At 60.8% G+C, this 24,846-nt stretch carries 15 protein-coding genes; 13 read left to right on the top strand and 2 right to left on the bottom strand.

The window, feature by feature from the left end; translation table 11 throughout:
- Window positions 1-7: 7 nt before the first annotated feature.
- Complete coding sequence (gene proC / locus PYK22_RS15885; RefSeq protein ID WP_083437943.1) at window positions 8-946, top strand: pyrroline-5-carboxylate reductase; 939 nt, start codon at window positions 8-10, stop codon at window positions 944-946.
- 29 nt (window positions 947-975) lie between these two features.
- Window positions 976-1,968 (top strand): homoserine kinase, encoded by a 993-nt coding sequence (gene thrB, locus PYK22_RS15880; RefSeq protein ID WP_060635799.1) that lies wholly within the window; start codon window positions 976-978, stop codon window positions 1,966-1,968.
- A 236-nt stretch (window positions 1,969-2,204) separates the two neighbouring features.
- Here thrB and PYK22_RS15875 read toward each other — a convergent pair whose 3' ends face one another.
- On the bottom strand, window positions 2,205-3,887 hold the full coding sequence (locus tag PYK22_RS15875) for a M20/M25/M40 family metallo-hydrolase (RefSeq protein WP_041979382.1): 1,683 nt from the start codon (window positions 3,885-3,887) through the stop codon (window positions 2,205-2,207).
- Window positions 3,888-4,112: 225 nt separating this feature from the next.
- Between PYK22_RS15875 and PYK22_RS17075 the strand changes: the two genes are divergently transcribed.
- The 8 genes from PYK22_RS17075 (at window position 4,113) to PYK22_RS15835 (ending at window position 15,725) form a co-directional block, all read left to right on the top strand.
- Window positions 4,113-4,940: a TrmH family RNA methyltransferase gene (locus PYK22_RS17075; protein ID WP_162199873.1), complete on the top strand. Its 828-nt coding sequence runs from the start codon at window positions 4,113-4,115 to the stop codon at window positions 4,938-4,940.
- Between the two features lie 115 nt (window positions 4,941-5,055).
- On the top strand, window positions 5,056-5,892 hold the full coding sequence (locus PYK22_RS17070; protein ID WP_060635796.1) for an FHA domain-containing protein: 837 nt from the start codon (window positions 5,056-5,058) through the stop codon (window positions 5,890-5,892).
- Between the two features lie 51 nt (window positions 5,893-5,943).
- The gene (locus PYK22_RS15860; RefSeq protein ID WP_041979380.1) at window positions 5,944-7,812 is read left to right on the top strand and encodes a penicillin-binding transpeptidase domain-containing protein; all 1,869 of its coding nucleotides are present in this window, start codon (window positions 5,944-5,946) and stop codon (window positions 7,810-7,812) included.
- A gap of 62 nt (window positions 7,813-7,874) precedes the next feature.
- Window positions 7,875-9,560, top strand: a complete 1,686-nt coding sequence (locus tag PYK22_RS15855) for an FtsW/RodA/SpoVE family cell cycle protein (RefSeq protein ID WP_157770935.1) — start codon at window positions 7,875-7,877, stop codon at window positions 9,558-9,560.
- Entirely contained in the window at window positions 9,557-10,999 is a 1,443-nt protein-coding gene (locus tag PYK22_RS17065; protein ID WP_060635794.1) for a Stp1/IreP family PP2C-type Ser/Thr phosphatase, read from the top strand. The genes PYK22_RS15855 and PYK22_RS17065 overlap by 4 nt, the downstream gene beginning before the upstream one ends.
- A gap of 12 nt (window positions 11,000-11,011) precedes the next feature.
- Complete coding sequence (locus PYK22_RS15845) at window positions 11,012-12,481, top strand: serine/threonine protein kinase (RefSeq protein WP_041979375.1); 1,470 nt, start codon at window positions 11,012-11,014, stop codon at window positions 12,479-12,481.
- A 16-nt stretch (window positions 12,482-12,497) separates the two neighbouring features.
- The gene (locus tag PYK22_RS15840) at window positions 12,498-13,358 is read left to right on the top strand and encodes an FhaA domain-containing protein (protein ID WP_041979373.1); all 861 of its coding nucleotides are present in this window, start codon (window positions 12,498-12,500) and stop codon (window positions 13,356-13,358) included.
- 30 nt (window positions 13,359-13,388) lie between these two features.
- Window positions 13,389-15,725, top strand: coding sequence for a hybrid sensor histidine kinase/response regulator (locus tag PYK22_RS15835; RefSeq protein ID WP_157770934.1), 2,337 nt, complete (start codon window positions 13,389-13,391; stop codon window positions 15,723-15,725).
- A 3-nt stretch (window positions 15,726-15,728) separates the two neighbouring features.
- Here the strand turns inward: PYK22_RS15835 and PYK22_RS15830 are convergent, their stop codons facing one another.
- On the bottom strand, window positions 15,729-16,895 hold the full coding sequence (locus PYK22_RS15830; RefSeq protein WP_083437942.1) for a glycoside hydrolase family 5 protein: 1,167 nt from the start codon (window positions 16,893-16,895) through the stop codon (window positions 15,729-15,731).
- A gap of 62 nt (window positions 16,896-16,957) precedes the next feature.
- Here PYK22_RS15830 and PYK22_RS15825 point away from each other — a divergent pair, with 62 nt between their 5' ends.
- From PYK22_RS15825 to PYK22_RS15815, 3 genes are all read left to right on the top strand, one after another.
- On the top strand, window positions 16,958-19,537 hold the full coding sequence (locus PYK22_RS15825; protein WP_083437941.1) for a beta-mannosidase: 2,580 nt from the start codon (window positions 16,958-16,960) through the stop codon (window positions 19,535-19,537).
- A 149-nt stretch (window positions 19,538-19,686) separates the two neighbouring features.
- Entirely contained in the window at window positions 19,687-22,080 is a 2,394-nt protein-coding gene (locus PYK22_RS15820; RefSeq protein ID WP_083437940.1) for a glycoside hydrolase family 3 N-terminal domain-containing protein, read from the top strand.
- Between the two features lie 129 nt (window positions 22,081-22,209).
- Complete coding sequence (locus tag PYK22_RS15815; RefSeq protein WP_041979371.1) at window positions 22,210-24,606, top strand: glycoside hydrolase family 3 N-terminal domain-containing protein; 2,397 nt, start codon at window positions 22,210-22,212, stop codon at window positions 24,604-24,606.
- Window positions 24,607-24,846 lie beyond the last annotated feature (240 nt).

Below are 24,846 nucleotides of genomic sequence, written 5' to 3'. Positions count from 1 at the left end.
GACGACCATGAGCATCACTTCGGGTTTTGAACTAGAGACTGCGAGCGAGCTTGAGCGAAGCGACAATCCGCTTCGCAACGCGCGCCTATCTTTCATCGGCTGCGGCGTCATGGCCGAAGCGATCATCGCCGGCCTGTTGCGGCGGCGGCTCGTCACGCCGGACCAGATCATCGGCAGCCATCCGCGCCAAGCGCGGCGCGACGAGCTTGCGGCGAAGTACGCCATTCGAGTGGTCGAAAGCAACCGCGATGCGGTCTCGTTCGGGCGCTCCACGGATCAAGGGCGCTTCAGCTCGATCGTCGTGCTCGCCGTCAAACCGCAACGACTCAATCTGATCTTCGAAGAGCTGCGCGGGCGCTTGCAAGAAGAGCAACTCGTGCTTTCGATCATCGCCGGAGCGCGGATGGAGACGATTGCGCGCGAACTGCTCCATCCGGCGGTCGTGCGGACGATGCCGAACACGCCAGCGCAGATCGGCCAAGGGATGACCGTCTGGACCGCAACGCCGCAGGTCACCGACGCGCAGCGCGATCAGGTGCGCGCGTTGCTCGGCGCGCTCGGCAAAGAGATGTACGTCGAAGAAGAGCGGATGATCGATATGGCGACGGCGTTGAGCGCGACTGGGCCGACCTACATCTTTCTCGTCATGGAAGCGCTGATCGATGCGGGCGTGCATCTGGGCTTTTCGCGCCGCATGGCGCAAGAGTTGGTCCTGCAAACCATGCTCGGCAGCGTCCTCTTCGCGCAAGAATCGCACAAGCATCCGGCGGAGTTGCGCAACATGGTGACCTCGCCGGGCGGCACTTCCGCCGAAGCCATCTACCAGATGGAAAAAGGGAGCTTGCGAACTGTGCTCTCAAAAGCGGTCTGGGCCGCCTATCAGCGCGCCGTCGCGCTCGGACGCGCGGAAAAAAACTCGCCCAAGAGCGAAGAGCACAATTCATAAAAGCATCCTACGGAGCGTGAAAATTAACAGTGGAAGCGGATATTGCCATCGACGATAAGCGCATCGGAGCCAGAACGACATTCGAAGATGAGGCGCGAACGATCAAGACCCTTTCCACAGTCGAAGTGCGCGTACCGGCCTCGACATCGAACCTCGGAGCGGGCTTCGATTGCTGCGGCCTCGCCTTGAAGCTTTACCTGCGCGCCCGTGCCAGCATCAGACCTGATGGAACGCCCGTCGCCATTCGAACGAGCGGCGAAGGGGCGTCGCTCTGCGCTGAGAAGAACTTGCTCTACCGCGCGATGAGGTTCGTCACCGAGCGCGAAGGGCTGAGACTCCCGCCCGTGCGACTCGCCGTCCGAAGCGAGATACCGCTCGCCAGCGGCCTCGGGAGCAGCGGCGCGGCTATCCTCGCTGGCGTCGCGCTGGCCAACGAACTGTCAGGCCGTCCCCTCTCCGTCGAGACCATGCTGCGCTACGCGACGCAGCTCGAAGGCCACGCCGACAACGTAGCGGCAGCGCTCCTCGGCGGCTGGGTGGTTCATGCCATCAACCCTGACGGCAGCGTCCTGGCCGTCCGCCGACCGTGGCCGAAGGATTTGAAGATCATCGTCGTCACGCCGCACGTTCAACTGGAGACGGCGCAGGCGCGCGCGGCGCTGCCCGAACTGGTCCAGCGCGCCGATGCCGTTTTCAACATGCAGCGCATCGCCCTCTTCCATGCGGCGATCGAGAACGGCGATTACGATCTCCTCTGGGAAGCGATGCGCGACCGTCTGCACCAACCCTATCGCCAAGACCTTGTCCCGGGTCTCGCCGAAGCTTTAGCCATACAGCGCGTCGAAGGATTACTCGGCGTGGCGTTGAGCGGCGCTGGACCGAGCGTCGTAGCGCTCGCCCGCCATCACGATCGACGCATCGCGGAGCTGATCGCGCAACCTTTCCACCGGCATGGCACGAAGACGACCGTGCGCTTCCTCGAAGTTGACGAACGAGGACTCGAGATCCGAACGGGCTGCTAAACGACATTTGAGGGAGTCGCGCGAAAGCGCGGAACAGAGGGCTGGCGGAGCCACACTAAACCGCTAGTGGCGCGTGTCGCGCCCTCGCGCGCATTTTGCGCAATGAATGCGCCACACTAAACCGCCAATTGCGCTTGTTGCGCCCTCGGGGCTATCGCCGCACGTTAAAGCTTCTTACAAACAGGAGCGAGCGATCGCAATCGCTCGCCCCATCTGTTCGGCTCGCAGCGCGTTCTCTATCTTGCGCCGCGCAATTCTGCTGGCAGCTCCCTATCCACGCGCGGACGCTGCGGCAAATTCGCCAACTCCCATGCCGTCATGAAGATGGTGCGCGCGACGCGCTCCATCTTTTGGTAGTCGATCTTGTCGGGAGAGTCCGACGGACGATGATAATCCTCGTGCACGCCGTCGAAGTAGAAGATGATCGGGATGCCCTTCTGCGCGTAGTTGTAATGGTCGCTGCGGAAGAAGAACCGATTCGGATCTTTGGGATCGTCGTACTTGTAGTTGAACGCGAGATTAAGATAGGACTTGTTCACGCGCTCGCTCAACTCTCCCAACTCTGTGCTCATCATGCGCGATCCGATGACGTAAATTTCGTTCGGCCCGGAAAGGTCGCGGTTCTCCGGTTTCGCGTCCCCATCGCGCTTACTCCTTCCGATCATGTCGATGTTAAGCTGCGCGATGATCCGATCGAGCGGCACGGTCGGAAACTGCGTAAAATAACGCGATCCCCAAAGGCCCTTCTCTTCGCCCGCGTGCCAGACGAAGAGGATCGAACGTTTGGGGCGCGGGTTGCTGCGCGCGAAAGCTTCGGCGATGGCGAGCAGCGCGGTCGTGCCGGAGCCGTCATCGTCGGCGCCGTTGTAGATGCGATCGCCGTTCTTGTCAGGCAGCCCGATGCCGACGTGATCGTAGTGCGCGCCCAATGCGACATACTCGTTCTTCAAGACGGGATCGCTCCCTTCGACTGTGGCGACGACGTTCTGCGTGTAAACTGTCTCGGAAGCGACATCGACGCTCATCGTCAACGTCTTGTCGGGCGAAAGAGCGAAAGGCTCGCCATCTTCGCCAGCGGCCAGGCGCGCGAACAGGTCGGAGGCGCTCACCTTCTCGCCGCGAAACAGCGCGTTCAGGAGCGAGAATGAAGCGGTGATCGATGGAAGCTGATCAGGGTTTCCAGTTTGGAACCGCTCGACGTAGGTGATGCCGCGTTCGATGGCGCTTTGCCGTCGCCGATTCCACGTCGCCAGCTCTTGAAAGCTTGGGATGAAGACTATGCCGCGCGCGCCGTTCTTCTTTCCATAACTATCGGGACTTTCCCAATCCTGCCCCTGCTTGCCGCTGAGCAAGTCGTTGAACGTGACGCCGCGAGGAAGGCCGCTCGCAACGACCATGATGCGGTCGCGCACGTCTATGCCCGCGTATGGATTGATATTCTTCGCCGGAAAGACCCAACCGTGCCCGACGTAAACCAGATTGCCGCTGGTCGTCCCCGAAACGTTACCGGCCAAGAAGTCATCGCCGTAATTGAACCGTTGTCCGTCAAGTTCGACGCGCGTCTTCTCCGGATCAACCTTCACGCGCCGCAACTTGATGCGCTGAAAGTATGTGCCGTCGTCGCCAGCCGGTTTCGCTCCGGCGCGCGCAAGTTGCAGGGCCAAGAATTTCGCCGTCGTATCGAGCCCGCGCGATGGAGTGTCGCGCCCTTCCATCTCGTCCGAAGCGATGAAGGTCAGATAATCGCGCAGTTGCGCGGCGGTGATCTGTTCTGCGGCGCGCAACGCCTCCGCGGCGAGAGCGGGCGCGCTGGTCGCCGCGACCGCCTTTCTCGTCGCCCTCCGCTGCGTAAGGGCGAGCGATTGCGCGCTTACGAGAGTCAGGACGAGAGCCAAACTTAGAACGAGCTTCTTACGCATCTATCCTCCAATTCCAGTTCGAATTTTGAAGAACGAGCATAATTAGATGAGCGCCGCACGCTCACACGTTCCTTTGACGCGCCATCTTGAAATAGCCATCCGAATGAGCGGTTTTAGTTTATACGAAATCATGTGGCAACAGGTTTTGCCGATTGGCTTTCGTTCGAGCGTGCGATTAAACTTCGGATCATGCACTTTAGGGTCATCACGAGCCGGAACAACGAGATGCTGAAACTGGCGCGCGCCGTGCGCGATGGGAGAGAGCCCGATCTAATCTTCATCGAAGGCGCTCGCCTTTGCGAAGAGGCGTTGCGCTCCGAAACGAAGATCGAAGAATTGCTGGTTGCAGAATCGACGCTTGCCGATGAGAAGATAGCTAAACTCATCGCGAAACTGCGCGCGAAAGCGACACAGATGCGGATCGTGCGTGATGATATCTTCGCCTCAGTCGCCGATACCGCAACGCCGCAAGGCATTATCCTGCTCGCTCGACGTCCCCAGACAGATCGCCACGAGTTCGAAAGATGCCTCGCAGCGCGTAACGAGGCTCGTTCTGACGTGCCGCTCATCGTCATCTTGCATCGACTCAATAATCCATTGAACGCGGGCGCGATCGCGCGCACAAGCGAAGCGGCGGGGGCCATCGGCCTTATCGCTACGCAAGGGACGACCGATCTTCTCTCGCCCAAAGCTTTACGCGGCGCGATGGGATCGAGCTTGCGCTTGCCCATCTGGACCGGCGCGCGCTTGGATGAGGCGCTCGCCTGGTGTCGAACTCACGCCATTCGCACCGTCGCTCTGGATCCGCGCGCAGAAGTTTCGCACACAGAGTTCGATTGGCGCGCGCCATGCGCCATCTTGCTCGGAGCCGAAGCTGAAGGCTTGAGCGCGGACGAGCGGCGAGCGACGGATGAGCGGGTTCGCATCCCTATGCGCCCGCCAGTCGAAAGCTTGAACGTCGCCGTGGCCGCCGGCATCGTGCTCTATGAGGCGGTACGCCAACGCGGCTTCGGGAGCGAGCTTCCTTCGTCTCGCGCGCTTCGGCTAGAATAGCTGCATCTTCCCGTTGGTAGAGCGCGCGTGCAGGCAAGGGGCCTCGCGCGGTTCGGCTAGAATAGCTGCATCTTCCCGAGCGCAAAATGGGCGCTCCCTTTTCCGAGGAGTTCAAATGGACGAAAACGAGAGAAAAGAGGCAAGACGCGATGAAACGCTGGTGGAACGTCTGCTCCATCGCGCGCTCGAAAGTTTAGGTGCAGCCTTAGATCGTCGCCTCGGCCTCGAACCTAACACGTCAACTGCATTGACGACTTCGCGTCTGATCGAGCGCATGCGCCGCTTGATCGATGAACGCGCGGTCGAAGATGCGCATCGTGGGCGGCTTGCTCCGCACGTCATGAAGCTCAAGATCGAGTGGGGCATGCATTCGAGCGCCCCCGATGACCTCATCGAAGAGTTGAAGAAGGAGATCCTGACCGCCGCCATCGATCACATCAACGACCAGCGGTTGCGCACCTTCGCCCCGGTGCGCGTCGAAGTCGTCGCCGACATCTTTACGACCGGCATCACGGTTGATCCTTCCTTCGGCGAGTTCGAAGAAGAGGCGCGCCGCCTCCGCGAAGGAGGAGTCGAAACTCCAGCCGAATCGACAGAGGAGATCGTGCTGGTGGTCGAGATACGCTCACCCGAAGGGCAACAGCAAACATCGCTGCGCATGGTTCCCGGCGGCCAGCGCATCGACATCGGGCGCGCCGCCGACAACGATCTATGTTTGCGCCATCCGAGCGTCTCCAAAATCCACGCCACGATGGCGATGACGCGCGAAGGCAGCCTGCTTCTCTCCGATGCCGGCTCGACCAACGGAACTTACATCAACGGGCGACGTATTGCTTATGGTGAGGCGCGCGCCTTTCGAGAAGGCGACGTGATCAATTTCGGCGAGGTCGAGGTTCGCTTCCGACGCCTCGCTCATCGAGCGGACGCAGCATCGTCCGAAGAGGACCGCTGAAACCAGCGTTCGGTGGCAGCTGCCGACCGCTTCCGACGTTTTTCATCGAGGATGAATCCGCTCCTTCTGTTCATACCGGAAAGATGGCCGGCCATTTTGAGCCTGATCTACGCTGGCGGTTTGGCGTTCGTGGCGTTACTTCTTTTGTTGGCGCTCGCACGGCGCACGAAGCGAACGCGCGATCCGCTCACCGCCATCGCTCCCGAAGATCTGCCCGATGAAGTTCGCAAGCGTTTGAGCGCGACGGCGACTAATCGCAGCGTCTATGCCTTTCGGCTGGCTTTCGTATCGCTGATGTTAACCGTTTTCGGTTTCCACATCTACTGGGCCCTTTACGCTGCGGAGAAAGACGAAAAGTTTCAAGCGCTCAGTTACAAAGACCTGCGCAACAGGCGACTGGCTGAATCGACCCTGCGCGGATGGATCTTGGATCGCACGGGACAGCTCGAACGCGCGCTGGCGCTTTACCGGCGCGACGAACGCGGCCAGATCGTGCGCGAGTATCCGCTGGACCAAGCGACGGTCCACCTGCTCGGCACCGACCGAGGCGATCCCGGATTGGAACGAGCGCTCTTCGGCGTCGAAAGCGGAGCGCTTCCGGAAGCGATAGATGTGGCGCTCGAGCGCAACCTGCGCCAACCGGCGACGCTCGACGTTCGTTTGACTATCGACCGCGAACTGCAAAAAGCGGTTGTCGAGCAACTGCGCGGGCGCCACGGCGCGGTCGTCATCCTCAATCCGCAAACCGGCGAAGTGCTCGCCATGTACAGCAACCCTTCATATAGCGTCAAGGACGCGCAAGACGAAGCGACGTGGATCAGGTTGGACGCCGACAAGCGCGATAGTCCGCTGGTCAATCGCGCGCTCAGCTTCTATTACATCCCCGGCTCGACCTTCAAAACGATCATCATGCTCGCGGCATATCGCGCCGGGATGCAAGATGCCGAGTTTGTCTGTAGCAGCAACGGCTATTACGCGCAACCCGGGGCGCGACCGATCTACGATGACGGCGGCCCCGCCGAGGTACACGGGCGGTTGAATTTAGCCCGCGCTTACGAGGTCTCTTGCAATCAGTACTTCGCCCAATTAGCCGTAAAACTCGGCCCGCAAAGGATCCGCGAAGCGGCGCGCGCGCTCGGCATAGGCGTTTACGACAATCCTGATGATGCGTTGCGCGGGCGAAAGCAGCCCGAGATCTGGAACGCGAGCTCTTCGGCAATCGCGCGCGCGCTAGCGCCGCGCGAAGCGACCATCGTCGCTGCCGATCGGATGCGCCCATATGATCTAGCGCTCATCGGCTTCGGCCAAGGCTACGCCGGGCAGATGACGCCTTTTGCGATGGCGCTCGCCGCTTCGGCGATCGCTAATCTGGAAGGCAAGCTGATGAAACCGAAAATAGAACTGGACCGGCCACCGGAAACCTTCGCGCAGGTCGTCGCGCCACAACAAGCCGCCGAGATGCGCGCGATCATGGGGCGCGTGACCATGGGCGCAGAAGGAACGGCGCGCCGTGTCTTCGCTGCGCTCACCGCTGCGGGCATCACCACGGGTGGCAAGACCGGCACCGCGCAGAAAGACGTTCCGGTTTACGATCCGAAGACGGGCGAACCCGTGACCGTCAAAAAGTACGAGCGCGACCGCACGGGGCGCATCATCCGCGAATACGAACAGGTGCTGATCTCGCCCGAGAAGCGGATCGATAGCTGGTTCCTGTGCATCGCGCCGCTCGAACGCCCGCAGATCGCGATGGCTGTCATCGTCGAAGGCGGCGGCTATGGCGCGCGCGCCGCGGCCCCGGTGGCCGCCGCGCTCGTCGCCAAAGCGCGAGATTTGGGCCTGCTCGGGCCGTTGCCGCAAAGCGACGCTCAATCCGGCGCGAACAGAAGGGCGAGAAGCGGCAAGAGGGCCGCTGCGCGCTGAAGCGCGCGAAGCGATCGGATGAGGCGCGCCGCGGGCCATGCTTGAGCCTGAGGATCACGAAGATGAAGAACCGTGCATCTTCACACTTGATAATCATCCTGCTGATCGCGGCACTCGAGTCGCTCGGATACCTCGCCGTCTATCGCGCGGCGTTGCTGCGCGGATATGCGCCATCGGTGGCGAGCGGCGTGCGCGACCTTCTGCTCTTCGTGCCGCTCGGCGTCCTGCTCCTGTGGCTTTCGCGCGCCATGCGTTACGCCGGGCAGTGGGCGCTCTACACGGCGGCGATCGCTCTGTTTGCCATCGGCATGGTGGTCCAGTATAGGCTCTACAGCGATCCCGAATACGGCGCGCATAACAAAGCGGAAGCGCGGGCGCAGAAGATGCAGACGATGCGCGAACGCTACATCGCTCACTTCTATGATGCCGAGAAGAAGATGATGCTCGGCCTTCCGCCCGACGTCACCGAAGAGCAGATCATCTCGCGCCCGGTGCGCCGGTCGGACATCACGGCAGTTGACGTGCTCACCTCGAGCTACACTTGGGTTCCGCTCCTCGCTTTCCTCGCTTTCGCCATCGCCTATCGGTTGTTCGTCGATGAGCGCGTTCTCGCGTGGGCGCAGCGGAACAGCTTCTCGATCGTGCTGCTGACACTCATCCCGCTCGCCGCCGCCATCGCGACATCGAAAGCGGGCAAAGCGCTGGGCAAAATGACGCCGTGGGAACCAGCGAAGATCCCCTTCCTCATCGGCTTCGCCGGGATACTGTCAGCCTACTATCGGAATCTGGCCCAGACTTACTGGGGCTTGCCGCGCGCGCGCGATGTCATTCCGCTCATCGTGATGGCCCTGATCCCATTCATCCCGTTCTTCGCCCTTAAAGATTTCGGGCAGATGCTCGTCTTCAGCGGAGTCTACGCGACGCTCTATCTGATCGCCGTGCGCCGGTGGCCACAAGCGCTCGCGTTGGTCGGCTCCGTCGTCTTGGCGATCGCGATCCTTGTCGTCGGCGCGCTGCCGCGCGACGTGCAAGAGAGCGTGCCGTTACTTCCAACGCTGGCCCAGCCGGTGCAAGCCGTGCTGCCGGATCGCATCAAACAACGATTTCATCTGTGGCTCGATGGGTTCGATCCGCCATCGCCAGAGACACCTTGGTGGCAGCGGGACTATCAAGAGGCGCTCGCGGAAGATCCGCGCATGCGCGAACTGGCCGCACAGAGTCCGATGATGCGGCGCGCGGTGAACGTTGACGTTTGGTTTGACCGGCTCGCCTTCCAACCCTCACAAGCGTTATTCGGCATCGCATCGGGGCGCGCGACGGGACGCGGCCTCGGTTTGGGCTTCCCGGAAGTGATCCCAGTAGCCGATTCGGACTACATTTACGCCGCGATCGGCGAAGAATTGGGCTTGATCGGCGGGGCCATCGTCCTGCTCCTGCTCTTCGTGTTGGTCAGCGCCGGGATCAGGACGGCGGCTGAAGCGCGCGACATGTTCACCAAGCTCAGCGCCGCCGGATTGACCGCCTTCATCGGGCTGCAAGCGATCGTCAACATCGGCGGGATCACGCGCGCGCTGCCGATGACCGGGATCACGCTGCCTTTCGTTAGCCACGGCGGCTTCAGCTTGATCACGAGTTTCGCTATGCTCGGCATGTTGATGGCCTTTTCGCACCGCAACGCGCGCGAAGCGGCGACGCTGCCTCGCCTCGTCAAGCGCGAAAAGCCTTCCGTGTTGGAGGCGGTCCAATGAAGAGAGAGGCGACAATGCGCCTAGAGGCAGCCGCGATCACCGATCGCGGCCTGAGCGAAAAGCGTCCGGTCAACGAAGATAGCTTCCTCATCGACATGGCGCACCGCATCTTCGCCGTCGCCGATGGAGTCGGCGGCGCACAATCGGGCGAAGTCGCTTCGCGCATCGCGGTCGAAACGGTCGTCGAAGCCTTCCGCGACAAACGCCCCGATGAAGACGCGGAAGATCTGATGGAGATCGCCATCCAGCGCGCGAACGATCGCATCTACCGCCTCTCGGCGGAGAACTCGAAGATCGACATGATGGCGACGACCATCGTCGCCCTTCATCTCGACGATCAGCGCGCGACGATCGGGCATGTCGGCGATTCACGCCTCTACCGCCTCACGCCGAAGGGTGAGCTTCGGCGCGAGACCGAAGATCACACCATCGTCGAAGACGAAGTGCGCGCCGGACGGATGACGGCTGAAGAGGCCGCCGCCCATCCTGCTCGTAACGTGATCAACCGCGCGCTCGGCGCCGAGACGCTCGTCGAAGTCGATACCAAAACCATCGAAGTCGAAGAGGGGACGACTTTCCTGCTCTGCTCGGATGGCATCACGCGCCACATTTCGGACGACGAACTTCACGAACTGCTCGCGCGCGCTGGCGATCTTCAAACGACCTGCGATGAGCTGAAGCGACTCTGCTATGAACGCGGCGCGGAAGATAATCTCACAGCCGTCATCGTGCGCTTCGGCGAAAGGCGCGCTCGCCCGGGGCGAACAATCGATCATCCGGGGCGCACAGAAGAGCTTGCGCGACCCGATCAACGCCCGCGCATCAGCACCATCGCCGTCCCCCTCGCCGACGACCGGGGCGAAACAGAAGGAGCGCGCGCTAACCTTCAGGCGAGCGAACTTCGTATCGAGAGGAAAAGGATCGGCGCATTGAGCAAGGCGGCGCGCTCGATGATCTTGTTGCTCGTTCTAGGCTCGATGGCCGCCGCTGCCTTTTATGCCGGAATGAGATACGATCGGTGGGCCAATCCGACGCCTGATGCAGCGCCCGGGGATGCCGCGGCGGTCGAATATGAGCGCCTGACGCGCGAAGTCGATCGCGCGCCGCGCGCGGCGCTCGCGCGCATGACCCAAGCGACCGATGGGCAGCCGCTCGCATCTAACGATCCTGAGTTCCTCTATCTTTTCGGACGCGCGGCGCTGCTCTCCGGCGATCAAGCCCAAGCCATGGAGGCTTTCCGCCGCGCGATCGCGCTTCTTGAAGAAAGGAGGGGCGCGCGCGATCATTCGCTGGAGATAGAAGCGCGTCTATTGACCGCCGCCGCGGCCCTTCGCTCGCGCGATTCGAAAGCGATCGAAGAAGCTTCGCGCGCCATCGAGCAGGCTCTACAGAGAGCGAACGAGTTAGACCGCTTTGAAGCGCCGACCGCCTCGCCATGAGGGGATGGGAAGATGAGCGAACTGAAGCTGGAAAATTGTCGGCTCGATGATCGCTTCGACATCCTAGAATGCTTAGGGCGTGGAAGCTATGCCGAGATCTTCGTCGCGCGCGTGGTCCGCACGAATGGCGATCTTCCGCCCAAGGTCGTCATCAAAGCGTTGAACACCCATCTGCAAGGCGAGCCCGATCCCGAACTCGAACGGACGCTGATCGAGAATTTCCGAAACGAAGCGGAAGCGCTCGATCGCGTCCGCCATCCGAACATCATCAGCCGTCTGGGCCACGGGGTGGCGCTCGATCTCGAAGGCCATCTCTTCCACTATCTCGTCTTGGAATATCTGCCCGGCGGCGATCTCGCCAAGCTTTGCAACAAGCGCCCGCTCCCGATCGAAGACGCGCTCTTCTATCTCGAACAGATCTGCCGCGGCTTAGCCCACGCGCATTCCCGCGGCGTCATCCATCGCGACATCAAACCGCACAACCTGCTGTTGACCGAAGACCGACGAACGGTGAAGATCGCCGACTTCGGCGTCGCGAAGATCAAGCTCATAGAGATGCAAGAGGGCGCCATCACGAAGGTCGGAACGGAGATCTACGCGGCGCCGGAACATAATCCGAACGGCGAGACGACGCTTCTCGATGCGCTCGCGCGCGCGAACCGCGATCATCTGACTCCGGCAGCCGATGTCTACTCGCTGGCGAAGACGACCTTCATGCTGATAACAGGCCGCGCCCCGCGCGAATTCTCGCGCCGCCCGATCACCAAACTCCCCGAAAACATCGCCGATGAAGCGTGGGCCGCAGACGTGTTGCGCGTCCTCGAACGCGCGACGCAAACCGATCCCGGGGAGCGCTATCAATCGGTCACCGAATTTTGGCAAGAACTACAGGCTGCCGTTCGAATGGCCGATGAGAACGCGCCGACGAGATTGCTTGCCGATGAGCGGACGGTCATTGCCGCTCCCGCTTTGGATGAAGGAGAAAAGGAGCTCAAACGATACGCTCATCCGTCGCGCATCGTCGTCCCCGTAGCCGCGCAGACAAGCTCGCGCCCACAAAGGGTGCAGGCACTGGCGGGAGCGCAGGTCGATGAGACAGATCTTCAACCGATCGGACGGAATCTTCGGCGGCGCGTTCTCAACTGGACCATTAGCTTGCTCTTCTCCGCTTTGTTCGTCGCTCTGCTCTTCGCGACGCACAGCTACGTGAGTCAATGGCGGCAAGCGCGCCTCGCCGCCGGAGCCGAAAGCAGGTCGTCCATCGGACAAGAGCTCGTCGCGACGACCGACATCAATCTGCGTTCTGGTCCAGGCGCGAGCTATCCGCGCGTCGGACTTGCCGAACGCGGATCGCTCGTGCGCGTGCTCGATGCGAAGAACAATTGGGTCGAAGTGATCATCCTCCAGCACGGTCGCCCGAAAGAGGACCCGACATCGGCGGATCGCGGATGGGTCAACGGCAATTATCTCCAGCCGAAATGAGTTGGGAGGGAAAATCATGGGCTTGCTCGAATCTATTCGACGTTGGATCGACGGCGCGGATCTGGATGATTCGTTGGCGGAGTTGGATGAACGGAAACGCCCGCAGCGCATTTGGGAAGAGTTCCTCATCCGCATCGCGCGCGAAGTTGAGGCGGTGATGCAGCGCGAGATGTTCACGCCTCCGGGCGGCCCGACCTATCTGCCGCGCGAGTACATCGTCTATCTGAGCAACGAAGACGACAAGGAGTGGCGCGGAGATAAACGGCGCGGACTCGAACAGGGCTTGCGTCACATCCTAGCCGAACGCGCACGGGAATTGAGCGGACGAACGCAGCTCGCGACTCGCTCGTTCGTCGTGGAACTGCGCGTCGACGGGACGCTCAACAAGGGCGAATTCCGCGTGCAACCGATCTGGGACGAGACCGAAGCTGGCAGGACGACCGTTCTGCCGCGTCAACAAATCGCACAGACTGAAAGCTTTCAGAGCGACCTCGGCAGCTCAGAGAGCGAGACCACCATCGTGCGCCCACGCCCGATCGAGCTCTATTCGATCGAGATCTGGCGAAACGGCATACGTCAAGCGATCGTCCCGATCACCAAGGCGGAGATCAGCATCGGACGCGGATCGCGCTCCATCGCGGTCGATCTGCCGATCACGGGCGATCCGGAAGTGAGTCGCTTACATGCCATCCTGTCGCGCGACGATCAAGGGCGCTTCTGGCTCACGGCGAAAGGGCGTAATCCGACCCTCGTCAACGGGCGCGAGATCCCGCGCGAAGAGCCGACGGCCATATCGCCCGATGAGAAGATCGAGATCTGCAGCTTCACCTTGATCATCAAACCGAAAGACTTCGAGGCTCACCGCCAAGAGCCGTAAATTCAAGTGGCGCATCGGCGCAGGTCGATCATGAATCTCGATTGCGAAAATCTGCAACAGCTAGATCTCATCAGCGCGATCATCAACCACACGGCGGAAGGGCTTTACGCGACGGACGCTACGGGGAAGATCGTCTTCATCAACCCGGCGGCTGAGCGGATGCTCGGCTGGTCCAGAGATGAACTCATCGGGAAGTGCGCGCACGAGCTCATACACTACAAACGCGCTGATGGCAGCCCCATCGCCGAAGAGGATTGCCCGCTCCTCGAAGTCATGCGCTCGGGCAAGACATTGCATAATCACGAAGACGCTTTCGCGCGTAAGGATGGCAGCCTATTTCCCGTCCTCTGTTCCTCAACCCCGATCGTCAAAGAGGGACGGGTCGCCGGCGCGATCATCGCCTTTCAAGATATAACCGAGCGCAAACGCGCGGAAGCGAAGCTCTTTCAGCTAGCCTCGATCATCGAAAGCTCCGACGATGCGATCATCAGCATCGATCTCGATGGGACGATCGTCAGTTGGAATTCGAGCGCCGAAAGGCTGTACGGCTATGCGGCGAACGAGATCGTCGGCCAGCACATCACGCGACTGCTTCCGCTGGATCGGAAAGACGAGGCGGCGGAGTTCACGCTCCGCATCAAACGCGGCGAGCACATAGAGCATTACGAGACCGCGCGCTTGCGCAAAGACGGCGCGCTCGTCAACGTCTCGCTCACCGTCTCGCCGGTCAAAGACGAGAAGGGTCGCATCATCGGCATTTCGAAGATCGCCCGCGATATCACCGAGCGGAAGAGAGTAGAAGAGGCGCTGGCCAATCAGCGCAGATGGCTCGAATACCTGCTCAACCTCGCTCCCATCCCCATCCTGCTCGTCGAACCGAATTCGGCGCGCGTCCTCTTCGCCAATCGCGCCGCCGACGAGATGAGCGGCAACAATATCTCTAGAGATGGTCACGCCGACGCGCACTACCTTCGATATCCATGCACCGATGCGCGAGGGCAACGCATCCCCGCAGATGAACTACCGGGCGCGCGGGTCGCGCGCGGCGAGCGATTGGAAGGATTCCAGATGGATTGGCACACGCCATATGGCAAACGCTCGCTCCTGATCTACGCCGATATACTGCCCAGCATGCACGGCCATCCGGCGACCGCCATCATCATCTGCCAAGATATCACCGAGATCAAACGGATCGAAGAAGAGCTGCGCACCGCCAACAGATTGAAAGATGAATTTCTGGCGACCCTTTCGCACGAACTGCGGACGCCGTTGACCGCCATCCTCGGCTGGTCGCGCATGCTTTTGACCGGCGCGCTCGATGAGGCGACGACGAGGGAAGCGCTCGAAACGATCGAACGCAACGCCCGCGCCCAATCCCAACTGATCGAAGATCTGATGGACATCTCGCGCATCATCACGGGCAAACTGCGACTCGATGCACGCCCCGTCGATCTCGCCTCGGTCATCGAAGCGACGATCGCCTCAGTGCGTCCAGCCGCTGAAGCCAAAGCGCTTCGACTCCAAGTGGTGCTCGATCCGCTCGCTGGCCCGGTTTTAGGTGACCCGGCGCGCCTTCAGCAGGTTCTCTGGAATCTGCTCTCGAACGCCATCAAATTCACGCCCAAAGGCGGAAGCATTCAAGTTCGCCTCGAACGCGTCGATTCCCACGTCGAAATCGCCGTCAGCGATACCGGACAAGGGATCAAACCTGATTTTTTGCCTTTCGTCTTCGACCGCTTCCGTCAAGCCGATGCGACGACGGCGAGAGCGCATGGCGGACTCGGATTGGGTTTAGCGATCGTCCGCCACTTGGTCGAATTGCACGGCGGGACGGTGCGCGTTGACAGCCCCGGCGAAGGACAAGGCGCGACCTTTACGGTCCAACTGCCGATCATGATCATGCACCGCGAGGCGAGCGATAAAGAGACGAGATACGCGCCTAGCGGCCCATCTTCGGTCGTCACGCCAGCGCTCGACGGGCTTCGCGTGCTCGTCGTCGAAGATGAGGCGGACGCGCGTCAGTTGCTCGCCGTCGCGCTCGAACGGCACGGCGCCGAGGTGATCGCCGTCTCTTCGGCGCAGGAAGCTCTGGCGGCGATCGAAAGCGCGACTCCGGACGTGATCATCTCGGATATCGGCATGCCGCGCGAAGATGGATATGCGTTGATACGCAAGGTGCGCGCGCTCCCACGCGAACGTGGCGGAAACATCCCAGCCGCAGCATTGACCGCTTACGCCGGTTCGGAAGATCGCAAACGCGCTTTGCTCGCCGGATTCCAAGCCCATATCCCGAAGCCGGTCGATCCCTCCGAGCTGATCGCCGTCGTCGCCAGCCTCGCGGGCCGGACCGGGACGCCGAGCGTGTGAAGATCAACGCGCCCCAGCCCCCGCCAACCCCAAGGCGGCGAGAGTCAACTCATCGGGCACGGCGCGCCCGCCGCTTTTATTGACGACCGAGAAGCCGCCCTGATAGTCCCACATCGTCCAGCCGATGTCGTACTTTTCGAGCGACATTCGCACGTCGCGCAGCCAGGCGGCGCGCGCCTCCGGCGGCGCAAATCGACGATAAACGCCGAACTCGTTGCACGTGACGCGCACGCCGTGCTTTCTGGCCCAGTCAGCGATCTTCGCGATCTGCGCTTCGATGCGCGCGGCGTTCCACCGCTCCTCGCCATAAGCGCGCAGCGCTGCGCGCGCCGCCGCATCCGTGAGCGAGGCGAGAAGCGGCGCTACCGCTTCGGGCGTCGAAGGATACGGCACGTTTCGCAGAAGCGGCAGATTAGGCCCGGCCCACGTCGCGCCTTGATGAGTGAAGACCATCGGCTCGTAGAAGTGGAAATTGTAGATGACGTTTCTATCCGCCAGCGGCTCCAAGAAGAGCAGTTCGTTCGGACCGGACCAGCGATGCCCGCAAACGATGATCGTATGGCGCGGCGCGCTCTCGCGGATGGCGGCGACGAGCTTCGCCTGAATACCCATCCAACGGTAGCCATCTTCGACCATCGGTTCGTTGAGCACTTCGAAGAAGACGCGCTCCGGATCAGTATGCGCAAAATGTCGCGCCAACGCTCCCCAGAACTTCGCAAAGGCCGCCACATGCCGATCGTCCGTCCGCAGCTTGATCTTGAATTCGTCCGCCGGATGGATGTCCAAGATGACGTCCAGATCGCGATCGAGTATCATCCGCACGGCCGCGTCCAAATAGCTCAAATATTCGGCATTGAGCCTCTCCGGCTCCCTCTCGTTCCAAAGCGGCGCGGGTTCGATCGAGAGCCTGACGTGATCGAAGCCCATCGCCTTGATGAGCTTGATGTCCTCGGCGGTCGTGTGCGAAGCGAGATATTCGCGCTTGTAGCTGCCGATGAGCGATTGGGCGAACCAATGGCTCAAGTTGATCCCATGGCGCAGGCGGGCGAAGCGCGCGGCGCTCACGCCATTTTGCGCGTTCGCTTCGGCGCCGAACAAAAGGGTTGACAGAGAGGCGAAAATCGCCAATGTTATTGCGGCACAGGTTGGGAAGGCTCTTTTGTCCGTCATACTGGTTTCTATTAGCAACAAACTAAGCCGAAATCAATACCCAACGCCCGAGGAACAGGACCATGAGTTCAAAACCCGCTAAAACTAACCCGCTTCGCCCCAACGTGACGACGCTCGCCATCGTCTTGAGCCTAGCCTGCTACGCTTTCGTCCGGACTGCGCCGGGCGCCGAGAAATTGACGTTCACCATCCACAGCGGCTGGCAGTTTCGCGAAGCCGGAAAAGGCGTCTGGCATCCGGCGACCGTTCCAGGTTGCGTTCACACGGATCTGCTCGCCAATAAACTGATCGACGATCCTTTCTACCGCGACAACGAACGCAAGCTTCAGTGGATCGGCAAAACCGATTGGGAGTATCAAACCACCTTCGACGTGGCGCCCGAAACGCTCGCCCGTCAGCACGTTGAACTCGTCTTCGAAGGGCTAGACACATATGCGACCGTGACGCTCAACGGCGAGAAGATACTCGAAGCGGACAACATGTTCCGCACGTGGCGCGTCGATGTGAAAAGAGCGCTCAAGCCCGGGCCGAACACGTTGCACGTGCTCTTCCGCTCGCCCATCAACGAAGTCTTGCCGATCATGGCGAAGATGAACTACCAGCTTCCCGCCGTCAACGATCAGGGCGAGAAGACCAGCCCCTTCACGCGCAAGGCACCGTACCAGTACGGCTGGGATTGGGGCCCGCGCTTTGTGACGAGCGGCATCTGGCGTCCCGTCCGCTTGGAAGCGTGGGATGGCGCGCGCATCGCCAATCTCTATCTGCCGTTGAAAGGGCTCGATCGCGATCTCGCTCGATTGGCGGCGGAGATCGAGATCGTCGCCGATACGGACATGGAAGCGACGATCATCCTCGACGATTTGACGAGCAAGGCAATCGCCGCGCGCCAGAAGATCTCGCTTCACGCCGGGTCCAATCTCGCGAAGCTCGATTTTACGATCAGCAGACCGGCCCTGTGGTGGCCCAACGGGATGGGGCCGCAAAACCTCTACACGTTTCGCGTCCGCCTGCTTTCCGGCGATCGCCTCCTCGATCGCGCGCAAACGCGCACGGGAATTCGCACGCTCGAACTAAGACAAAAGCCGGACCAGTGGGGCAAAAGTTTTGAGTTCGTCATCAACGGCGTCCCCATCTTCGCCCGAGGCGGCAACTGGATCCCAGCCGATAGCTTCCCGACGCGCATCACGCGCGAACGCTACCGGCATCTGATCGAGTCCGTGCGCGACGCCAACATGAACATGCTGCGCGTGTGGGGCGGGGGGATCTATGAGAGCGATGACTTTTACGAGCTGTGTGACGAGATGGGGATCATGCTCTGGCAGGATTTCATGTTCGCCTGCAGCATGTATCCGGGCGACCAAGCCTTCCTTGAGAACGTGCGTCAAGAAGCCATCGATCAAGTCAAAAGGCTGAGGAACCATCCGAGCATCGTCCTGTGGTGCGGCAACAACGAAGTCGAAACGGCGTGGCAACATTGGGGATGGAAAGAGAAGTTGCCCGCCAAGCTTTGGGACGATTACCTGAAGATCTTTCACGGTATCCTGCCCGAAGTTTGCGCCAAGCTCGACCCATCGCGTCCCTACTGGCCCAGCTCGCCGAGTTCCAATCTCGAAGACGATCCCGATTCGCAACGCATGGGCGACGTCCACTACTGGGCCGTGTGGCACGCGGCGGCGCCGTTCTCCGAATACGAAAAACAGTTCCCGCGCTTCATGAGCGAGTACGGCTTTCAATCCTTCCCGCAGATCGAGACGGTCCGCGCCTACACGCTCTCCGAAGATCGCAACATCGAATCGCCCGTCATGATGGCCCACCAGAAGCACCCGCGCGGGAACCAGTTGATCCGCGAGTACATGCTGCGCGATTACCCGCCGCCGAAAGATTTCGACTCCTTCCTCTACGTTAGCCAAGTGCTGCAAGCCGAAGGGATCAAGATCGGAGCCGAACATCTGCGCCGCATACGCCCGCGCAACATGGGTTCGCTTTACTGGCAAATAGATGATTGCTGGCCCGTCGCTTCCTGGTCCAGCATAGACTACTTCGGACGCTGGAAGGCGCTTCACTACTACGCGCGACGCTTCTACTCGCCGGTCCTCGTCAGCCCGCACGAGGAGCAAGGGCAGATCGCCATCTACATCGTCTCGGATCGGACGACGCCCGTCCAGGGTCAACTTCTCGTCAGACTGCTCGATTTTGACGGCAATTCGCTGCGCGAGATGCGCCAAGACGTGACGATTGCGCCGCTTGCGAGCAAAGTTTACTTGACCGTCGCCAAGAGCGATTTGCTGCAAGGCCATGATCCCAAGCGCGTCTTCGTCGAATGCGAGCTCATCGCTAACGGCAAGGCGCTCTCGGAGAACCAACTCTTCTTCAGCAAGCCGAAAGAGCTCGCGCTGCCCCGACCGAACATAACGGTCGAGACCGAAATGGCGCGCGATGGGTTTAAGATAAAACTCTCGACCGATAAACTGGCGCGCGCCGTCTACCTTTCGCTCGATGGCGTCGAAGGCAGGTTTTCGGATAACTACTTCAATCTGCTTCCGGGCAAGCCCGTCGAAGTCATCTTTCGCCCGTCGCAGGCGGTCCAACTCGAAGACGTTCGGCATCGGCTTCGAGTGCGGTCGCTGGTCGAGGCCTTCTGAGCTGCGGTACTCTCGAACGATCGAAGCCGCGCGAGGTTGCGCGGCTTTGTTTGTTTCTAGAAAAAAGTCTTGAACTCCCGCGCCGGATGTAATAAATTTGTCGGCGCTCTTCCAATTCGAATCGTAATCCGTTGCACGCTGTCTCGATCATGAACAGACGAAAACTATCTTTCGCCCTGATCCTCTTGCTCTGTCTCCAATCCACGCTCTTCCCATCAGTTAACACGCGCCACTCGACGGCTAGAGCGAGACAAGCCGCCGACCCGGTCGCCGAAGACCTGCTCGATAGCGAGGTTTTCTTCCAAAGGATCGCGCGCGCGCCGCAACCCAAACGCGATAACGCGCAGCGCGTCGAAGAGCTGCTCAAACGCATGACGCTGCGCGAAAAGATCGGGCAGATGACGCAGCTCGAGATCGGCATGGTGACGACGGGCAGGGATCAAGATCTGCGCATCGATCCGGCCAAACTCGAAAAGGCGATTGTAGAATACGGCGTCGGCTCGATCCTCAACGTGCGCGACCAAGCGTTGCCCATCGAAAAGTGGCACGAGATCATACGCCAGATTCAAGAGGTCGCCACAAAACGCACGCGCCTCGGCATTCCGGTCATCTATGGCATAGATTCCATTCACGGGGCAAATTACGTTCAAGGCGCGACGCTCTTCCCGCAAGAGATCGGCATGGCCGCCACGTGGAATCCCGAGCTGATGAGGCGGCTTGCGGCAGTCGCCGCCCGCGAAACGCGCGCCGCCGGCATCCCGTGGAGCTTTTCGCCCGTGCTCGACATTGGGCGTCAACCGCTCTGGCCGCGCTTTTACGAAACATTCGGCGAAGATCCGTATCTAGCTAAAGTCATGGGCGCCGCTTATGTTCGCGGGATGGAAGGCGATGACATCTCGTCGCCGCAGCACGTCGCCGCCTGCATGAAGCATTATGTCGGTTACAGCTTCCCGCTCAGCGGGCGCGACCGCACGCCAGCGTGGATCCCCGAGCATTACCTGCGCGAATACTTCCTCCCGAGTTTCGCCGCCGCTGTGCAGGCCGGGGCGCACACGGTGATGATCAATTCCGCCGAGGTCAACGGCATCCCGGGCCACATCAATCGGCATCTGCTGACCGAGGTTCTGCGCGGCGAACTCGGTTTTCAAGGCTTCGTCGTCTCCGACTGGGAGGACATCAAGAAGCTCGTCTCGCAATGGCGCGTGGCGGCCAACGAGAAGGAAGCGACGCGCATGGCGGTGATGGCCGGCATCGACATGAGCATGGTGCCGAGCGATTACAGCTTCAGCGATCTGCTGTTGCAACTCGTGCAAGAGGGAGCGGTGCCGGAATCGCGCATCGACGAAGCGGTACGCAGAATCCTGCGCGTCAAATTCGATCTCGGACTGTTCGACAATCCTTTCCCCGATCCGTCGCTTCGCAATCAGCTCGGATCGCGCGAGGCCCAACAGCTCAGCCTGCAGGCCGCGCGCGAATCTATCACGTTGCTGAAGAACGAAAAGGATTTGCTTCCGCTGTCGAAGAGCGCGAAGGTGCTAGTGACCGGGCCGACCGCCGATTCGCTCATCCCGCTCAACAACGGATGGACCTACGTTTGGCAAGGATCAGAAGAATCGCTCTATCCGAAGGACAAATTGACGATCCGCCAAGCGATCGAGGCCAAAGTGGGAAGATCGAACGTCGTCTACGTTCCCGGCACGAAGATCGTGCGCGCCCAAGGTGGGCCATCGAACGCGACGCCGACCGACATAGATGTCGAGGTTGACATCGCGGCGGCGGCGCGCGCGGCGCGCGACGTCGATGCGGTCATCCTCTGTCTCGGCGAAGGATCGTATGCTGAAACCCCTGGCAACATCACCGATCTAACGCTCGGCGAGCCGCAATTGAGACTCGCTGAAGCGCTTGCGGCGACGGGCAAACCCATCGTGCTCGTTCTAGTCGAAGGTCGCCCGCGCGTCATCAGTCGCATCGCCGACAAAATGCAAGCGATCGTCATGGCTTATAATCCGAGCAACGAAGGCGGGCAAGCGATTGCCGATGTGCTCTTCGGCGATTTCAATCCATGTGGGAAACTTCCCTTCACTTATCCGAGCGCGCCCAACGCGCTCGTTACCTACGATCGCAAAGCTTTCGAGACCGAAGCGACGAGCTTCGGCAACGTGCCCTTCAAACCGCAGTTCGAATTCGGTCACGGGCTGAGCTACACGACCTTCTCTTATAGCGATCTGCGGCTGAGCCGGGCGCGCCTTCGCGGCGATGAAGAGCTCGAAGTGAGCGTCACCGTCACCAATTCAGGCAAGCGCGCCGGTCAAGAGGTGGTCCAACTTTACGTGCGCGATCTCGTCGCAAGCTTGACTCCGCCCGGAAAGCGCCTGAAGCGTTTCGCCAAGATCCATCTCGAACCGGGCCAGAGCAAAACGCTCACCTTCAGGCTACGGCGCGATGATCTAGCGTTCATCGGGCTCGACGGCAAGCCGGTAGTCGAACCGGGCGATTTCGAGGTCATGGTGGGCGGGTTGACCGGCAAATTCACTCTGGAGTGACCGCTCGAGTTTCGCCAAATGATCGCGCTTTGTGTAGTTCAAGGGAAAAGGGCCACGTCGGAGAGCCACTCGCGGCGTGGCCTTGTTGATCATCATCCAAAATCACGAATCGAGTCCGGAGCGAGAAAGATGCGAAGACGAATCGCGATGCTTCTCTGTTTGATCATCACGACCCTTCATCTGCCCGCGATCGAAGCGCAGGAGCAGATGGATTATCGCAATCCGCAACTTCCCATCGAACGCAGGGTGAAGGATCTGCTATCGCGCATGACGCTTGAAGAGAAAGTGGCCCAGTTGCAATCTCTCTGGGTCGCCACCAGTTCACAAGATTTCATGAACGCGCGCGGAGAGTTCGCTCCGAGCGAGCGCTTGCAGCAGCTTCTCCGCTACGGCATCGGGGAGATCAGCGGCCCGATCGGGATGGAGCCGGATCTACCCAATCAGAGCGGGCCAACCAAGAGGAAGAGCCCGCGCGAACAAGCCGTCTTCACCAACCAACTCCAACGATACATCATCGAGCATAACCGGCTGGGCATCCCGGCCATCTTTCACGAAGAGGCGCTGCATGGACTGGCTGTGCCCGACGCGACCAGTTTCCCGCAAGCGATCGCGCTCGCGAGCACATGGGATGTCGATCTGGTACGCGAAGTCTTCACAGTCGCCGCCCGCGAAGCGCGCTCGCGCGGCATACATCAAGTGCTCACGCCGGTGCTCGATCTGGGGCGCGAACCGCGCTGGGGGAGGATCGAGGAGACTTACAGCGAAGATCCATACTTGGTCGCGCGCATGGGCGTGGCCGCCGTGCGCGGTTTTCAGGGCGAAGGGCCGAATATAGATCGCCAACACGTCATCGCGACGCTCAAGCATTTCGCCGCACACGGGCAACCGGAAGGCGGGACGAACATCGCTCCGGCCAATTACTCTGAGCGCATCCTGCGCGAGCAGTTCTTCTATCCTTTTCAAGCAGCCGTCACTGAGGCCGGGGCGATGAGCGTCATGGCTTCGTACAACGAGATCGACGGCATCCCATCGCACGCCAACCGGTGGCTGCTCGGCAAGATCCTGCGCGGCGAGTGGGGGTTTAAGGGGTTCGTCGTCTCGGACTATTTCGGCATCAACGAACTCATCACGCGCCACCACGTCGCCGCCGATCCGGCGGAAGCGGCGCGCAAGGCTTTGACAGCCGGCGTAGATATAGAACTCCCCTTCGTTCAAACTTACAGCACGCTGGTCCAACAGGTGAAGAGCGGAGCGATCCCGGTCGAACTCATCGATCGCGCCGTCGCACGCATCCTCGAAGCCAAGTTCCGCCTCGGACTCTTCGAGAACCCGTATGTTGACCCTGACGAGGCGGAACGCATCAGCGAAAGCCCGGAGCATCGGGCCTTGGCCCTGCGCGCTGCGCACGAAGCCATCATCCTGCTGAAGAACGAAGGGGGGCTCGTCCCGCTCGACCGCAACAAGATCAAAACGCTCGCCGTCATCGGACCGAACGCGGCGCGCGTCGAACTCGGCGGTTACAGCAGCTATCCCGCTTACAGGATCAGCATCCTCGACGGCATTAAACGGAAGGTCGGCGACTCGATCAAGGTGCTCTATGCCGAAGGCTGCAAGATAACAGCCGGCGTGCCGCAAAGAGGCGGCGAGCCGAACTGGTGGAACGACGATGTGCGTCTGAGCGATCCGGCAGAAGACGCGCGCAAGATCGCCGAAGCGGTTGAAGTCGCTAAAGCAGCCGATGTCGTCCTCCTCGTCGTTGGCGACAACGTCGAAACGTCGCGCGAAGGTTGGTCGGAGAATCATCTCGGCGATCGCGATAGCCTCGATCTTGTGGGCCGCCAGAACGATCTGGTCAAAGCGGTGGTCGAAACGGGCAAACCCGTCATCGTCTTTTTGATCAATGGCCGACCGCTCACGATCAATTACATCGCTGAACACGTCCCTGCGATCTTCGAAGGCTGGTACTTGGGTCAAGAGACGGGCACGGCGGTCGCCGATGTGCTCTTCGGCGATTACAATCCGGCGGGCAGATTGCCCGTCACGATACCGCGTTCGGTGGGCCAGCTTCCCGTCTACTACTACCACAAACCTTCGGCCAAACGCGGATATCTTTTCACGAGCAAAGAACCGCTCTTTCCGTTCGGTCACGGTTTGAGCTATACGACGTTCAAATACGGCAATCTGCGGCTATCGAAAGATCGGATCAGGCCCGACGAACCGGTCACCGTCTCGGTCGAGGTGACCAACACGGGCGCGCGCGCTGGCGATGAAGTCGTGCAGCTTTACATACGCGATCAGGTCAGCTCCGTGACGCGCCCCGTCAAAGAGCTCAAGGATTTCGCGCGCATCAACCTGAAACCGGGCGAAACGCGCACCGTGCAATTTACCCTGACGCCTGAGAAGCTCTCTTTTCTCGACGAGGAGATGCGCCGCGTGGTCGAGCCCGGAAAGTTCGATATCATGGTCGGGCCGAGTTCCAGCGACGAAAAACTCTTGCGCGCTGTGCTGGAAGTCGTCGCCAAATGAGCGGCGCGCTCGCGAGCTGAAGTGTTAGCCATAACTTCAGTTCACTCGCGAGCTGAAGTGTTGGCCATAACTTCAGTTTAGCCGCGGCGGACGGCGTAACCCGAGCGGAAGATGGAAGGCAGGATGACGCGGCGCGAGATGTTGAAGCGGACCGGGGCGGCGCTGGCGGCTGTCGGCATGGGCGTTGAACGCGCGCGGGGAGCCGCTTTTGACTTCAAAAGCCAGCGACCGCCCCTAGAC

The sequence above is a fragment of the Pyrinomonas methylaliphatogenes genome (assembly GCF_000820845.2).
Lineage (GTDB): Bacteria > Acidobacteriota > Blastocatellia > Pyrinomonadales > Pyrinomonadaceae > Pyrinomonas > Pyrinomonas methylaliphatogenes.
The sequence above is the reverse complement of the archived record's forward strand: the minus strand, read 5'-3'. Positions and strand labels throughout refer to the sequence as shown.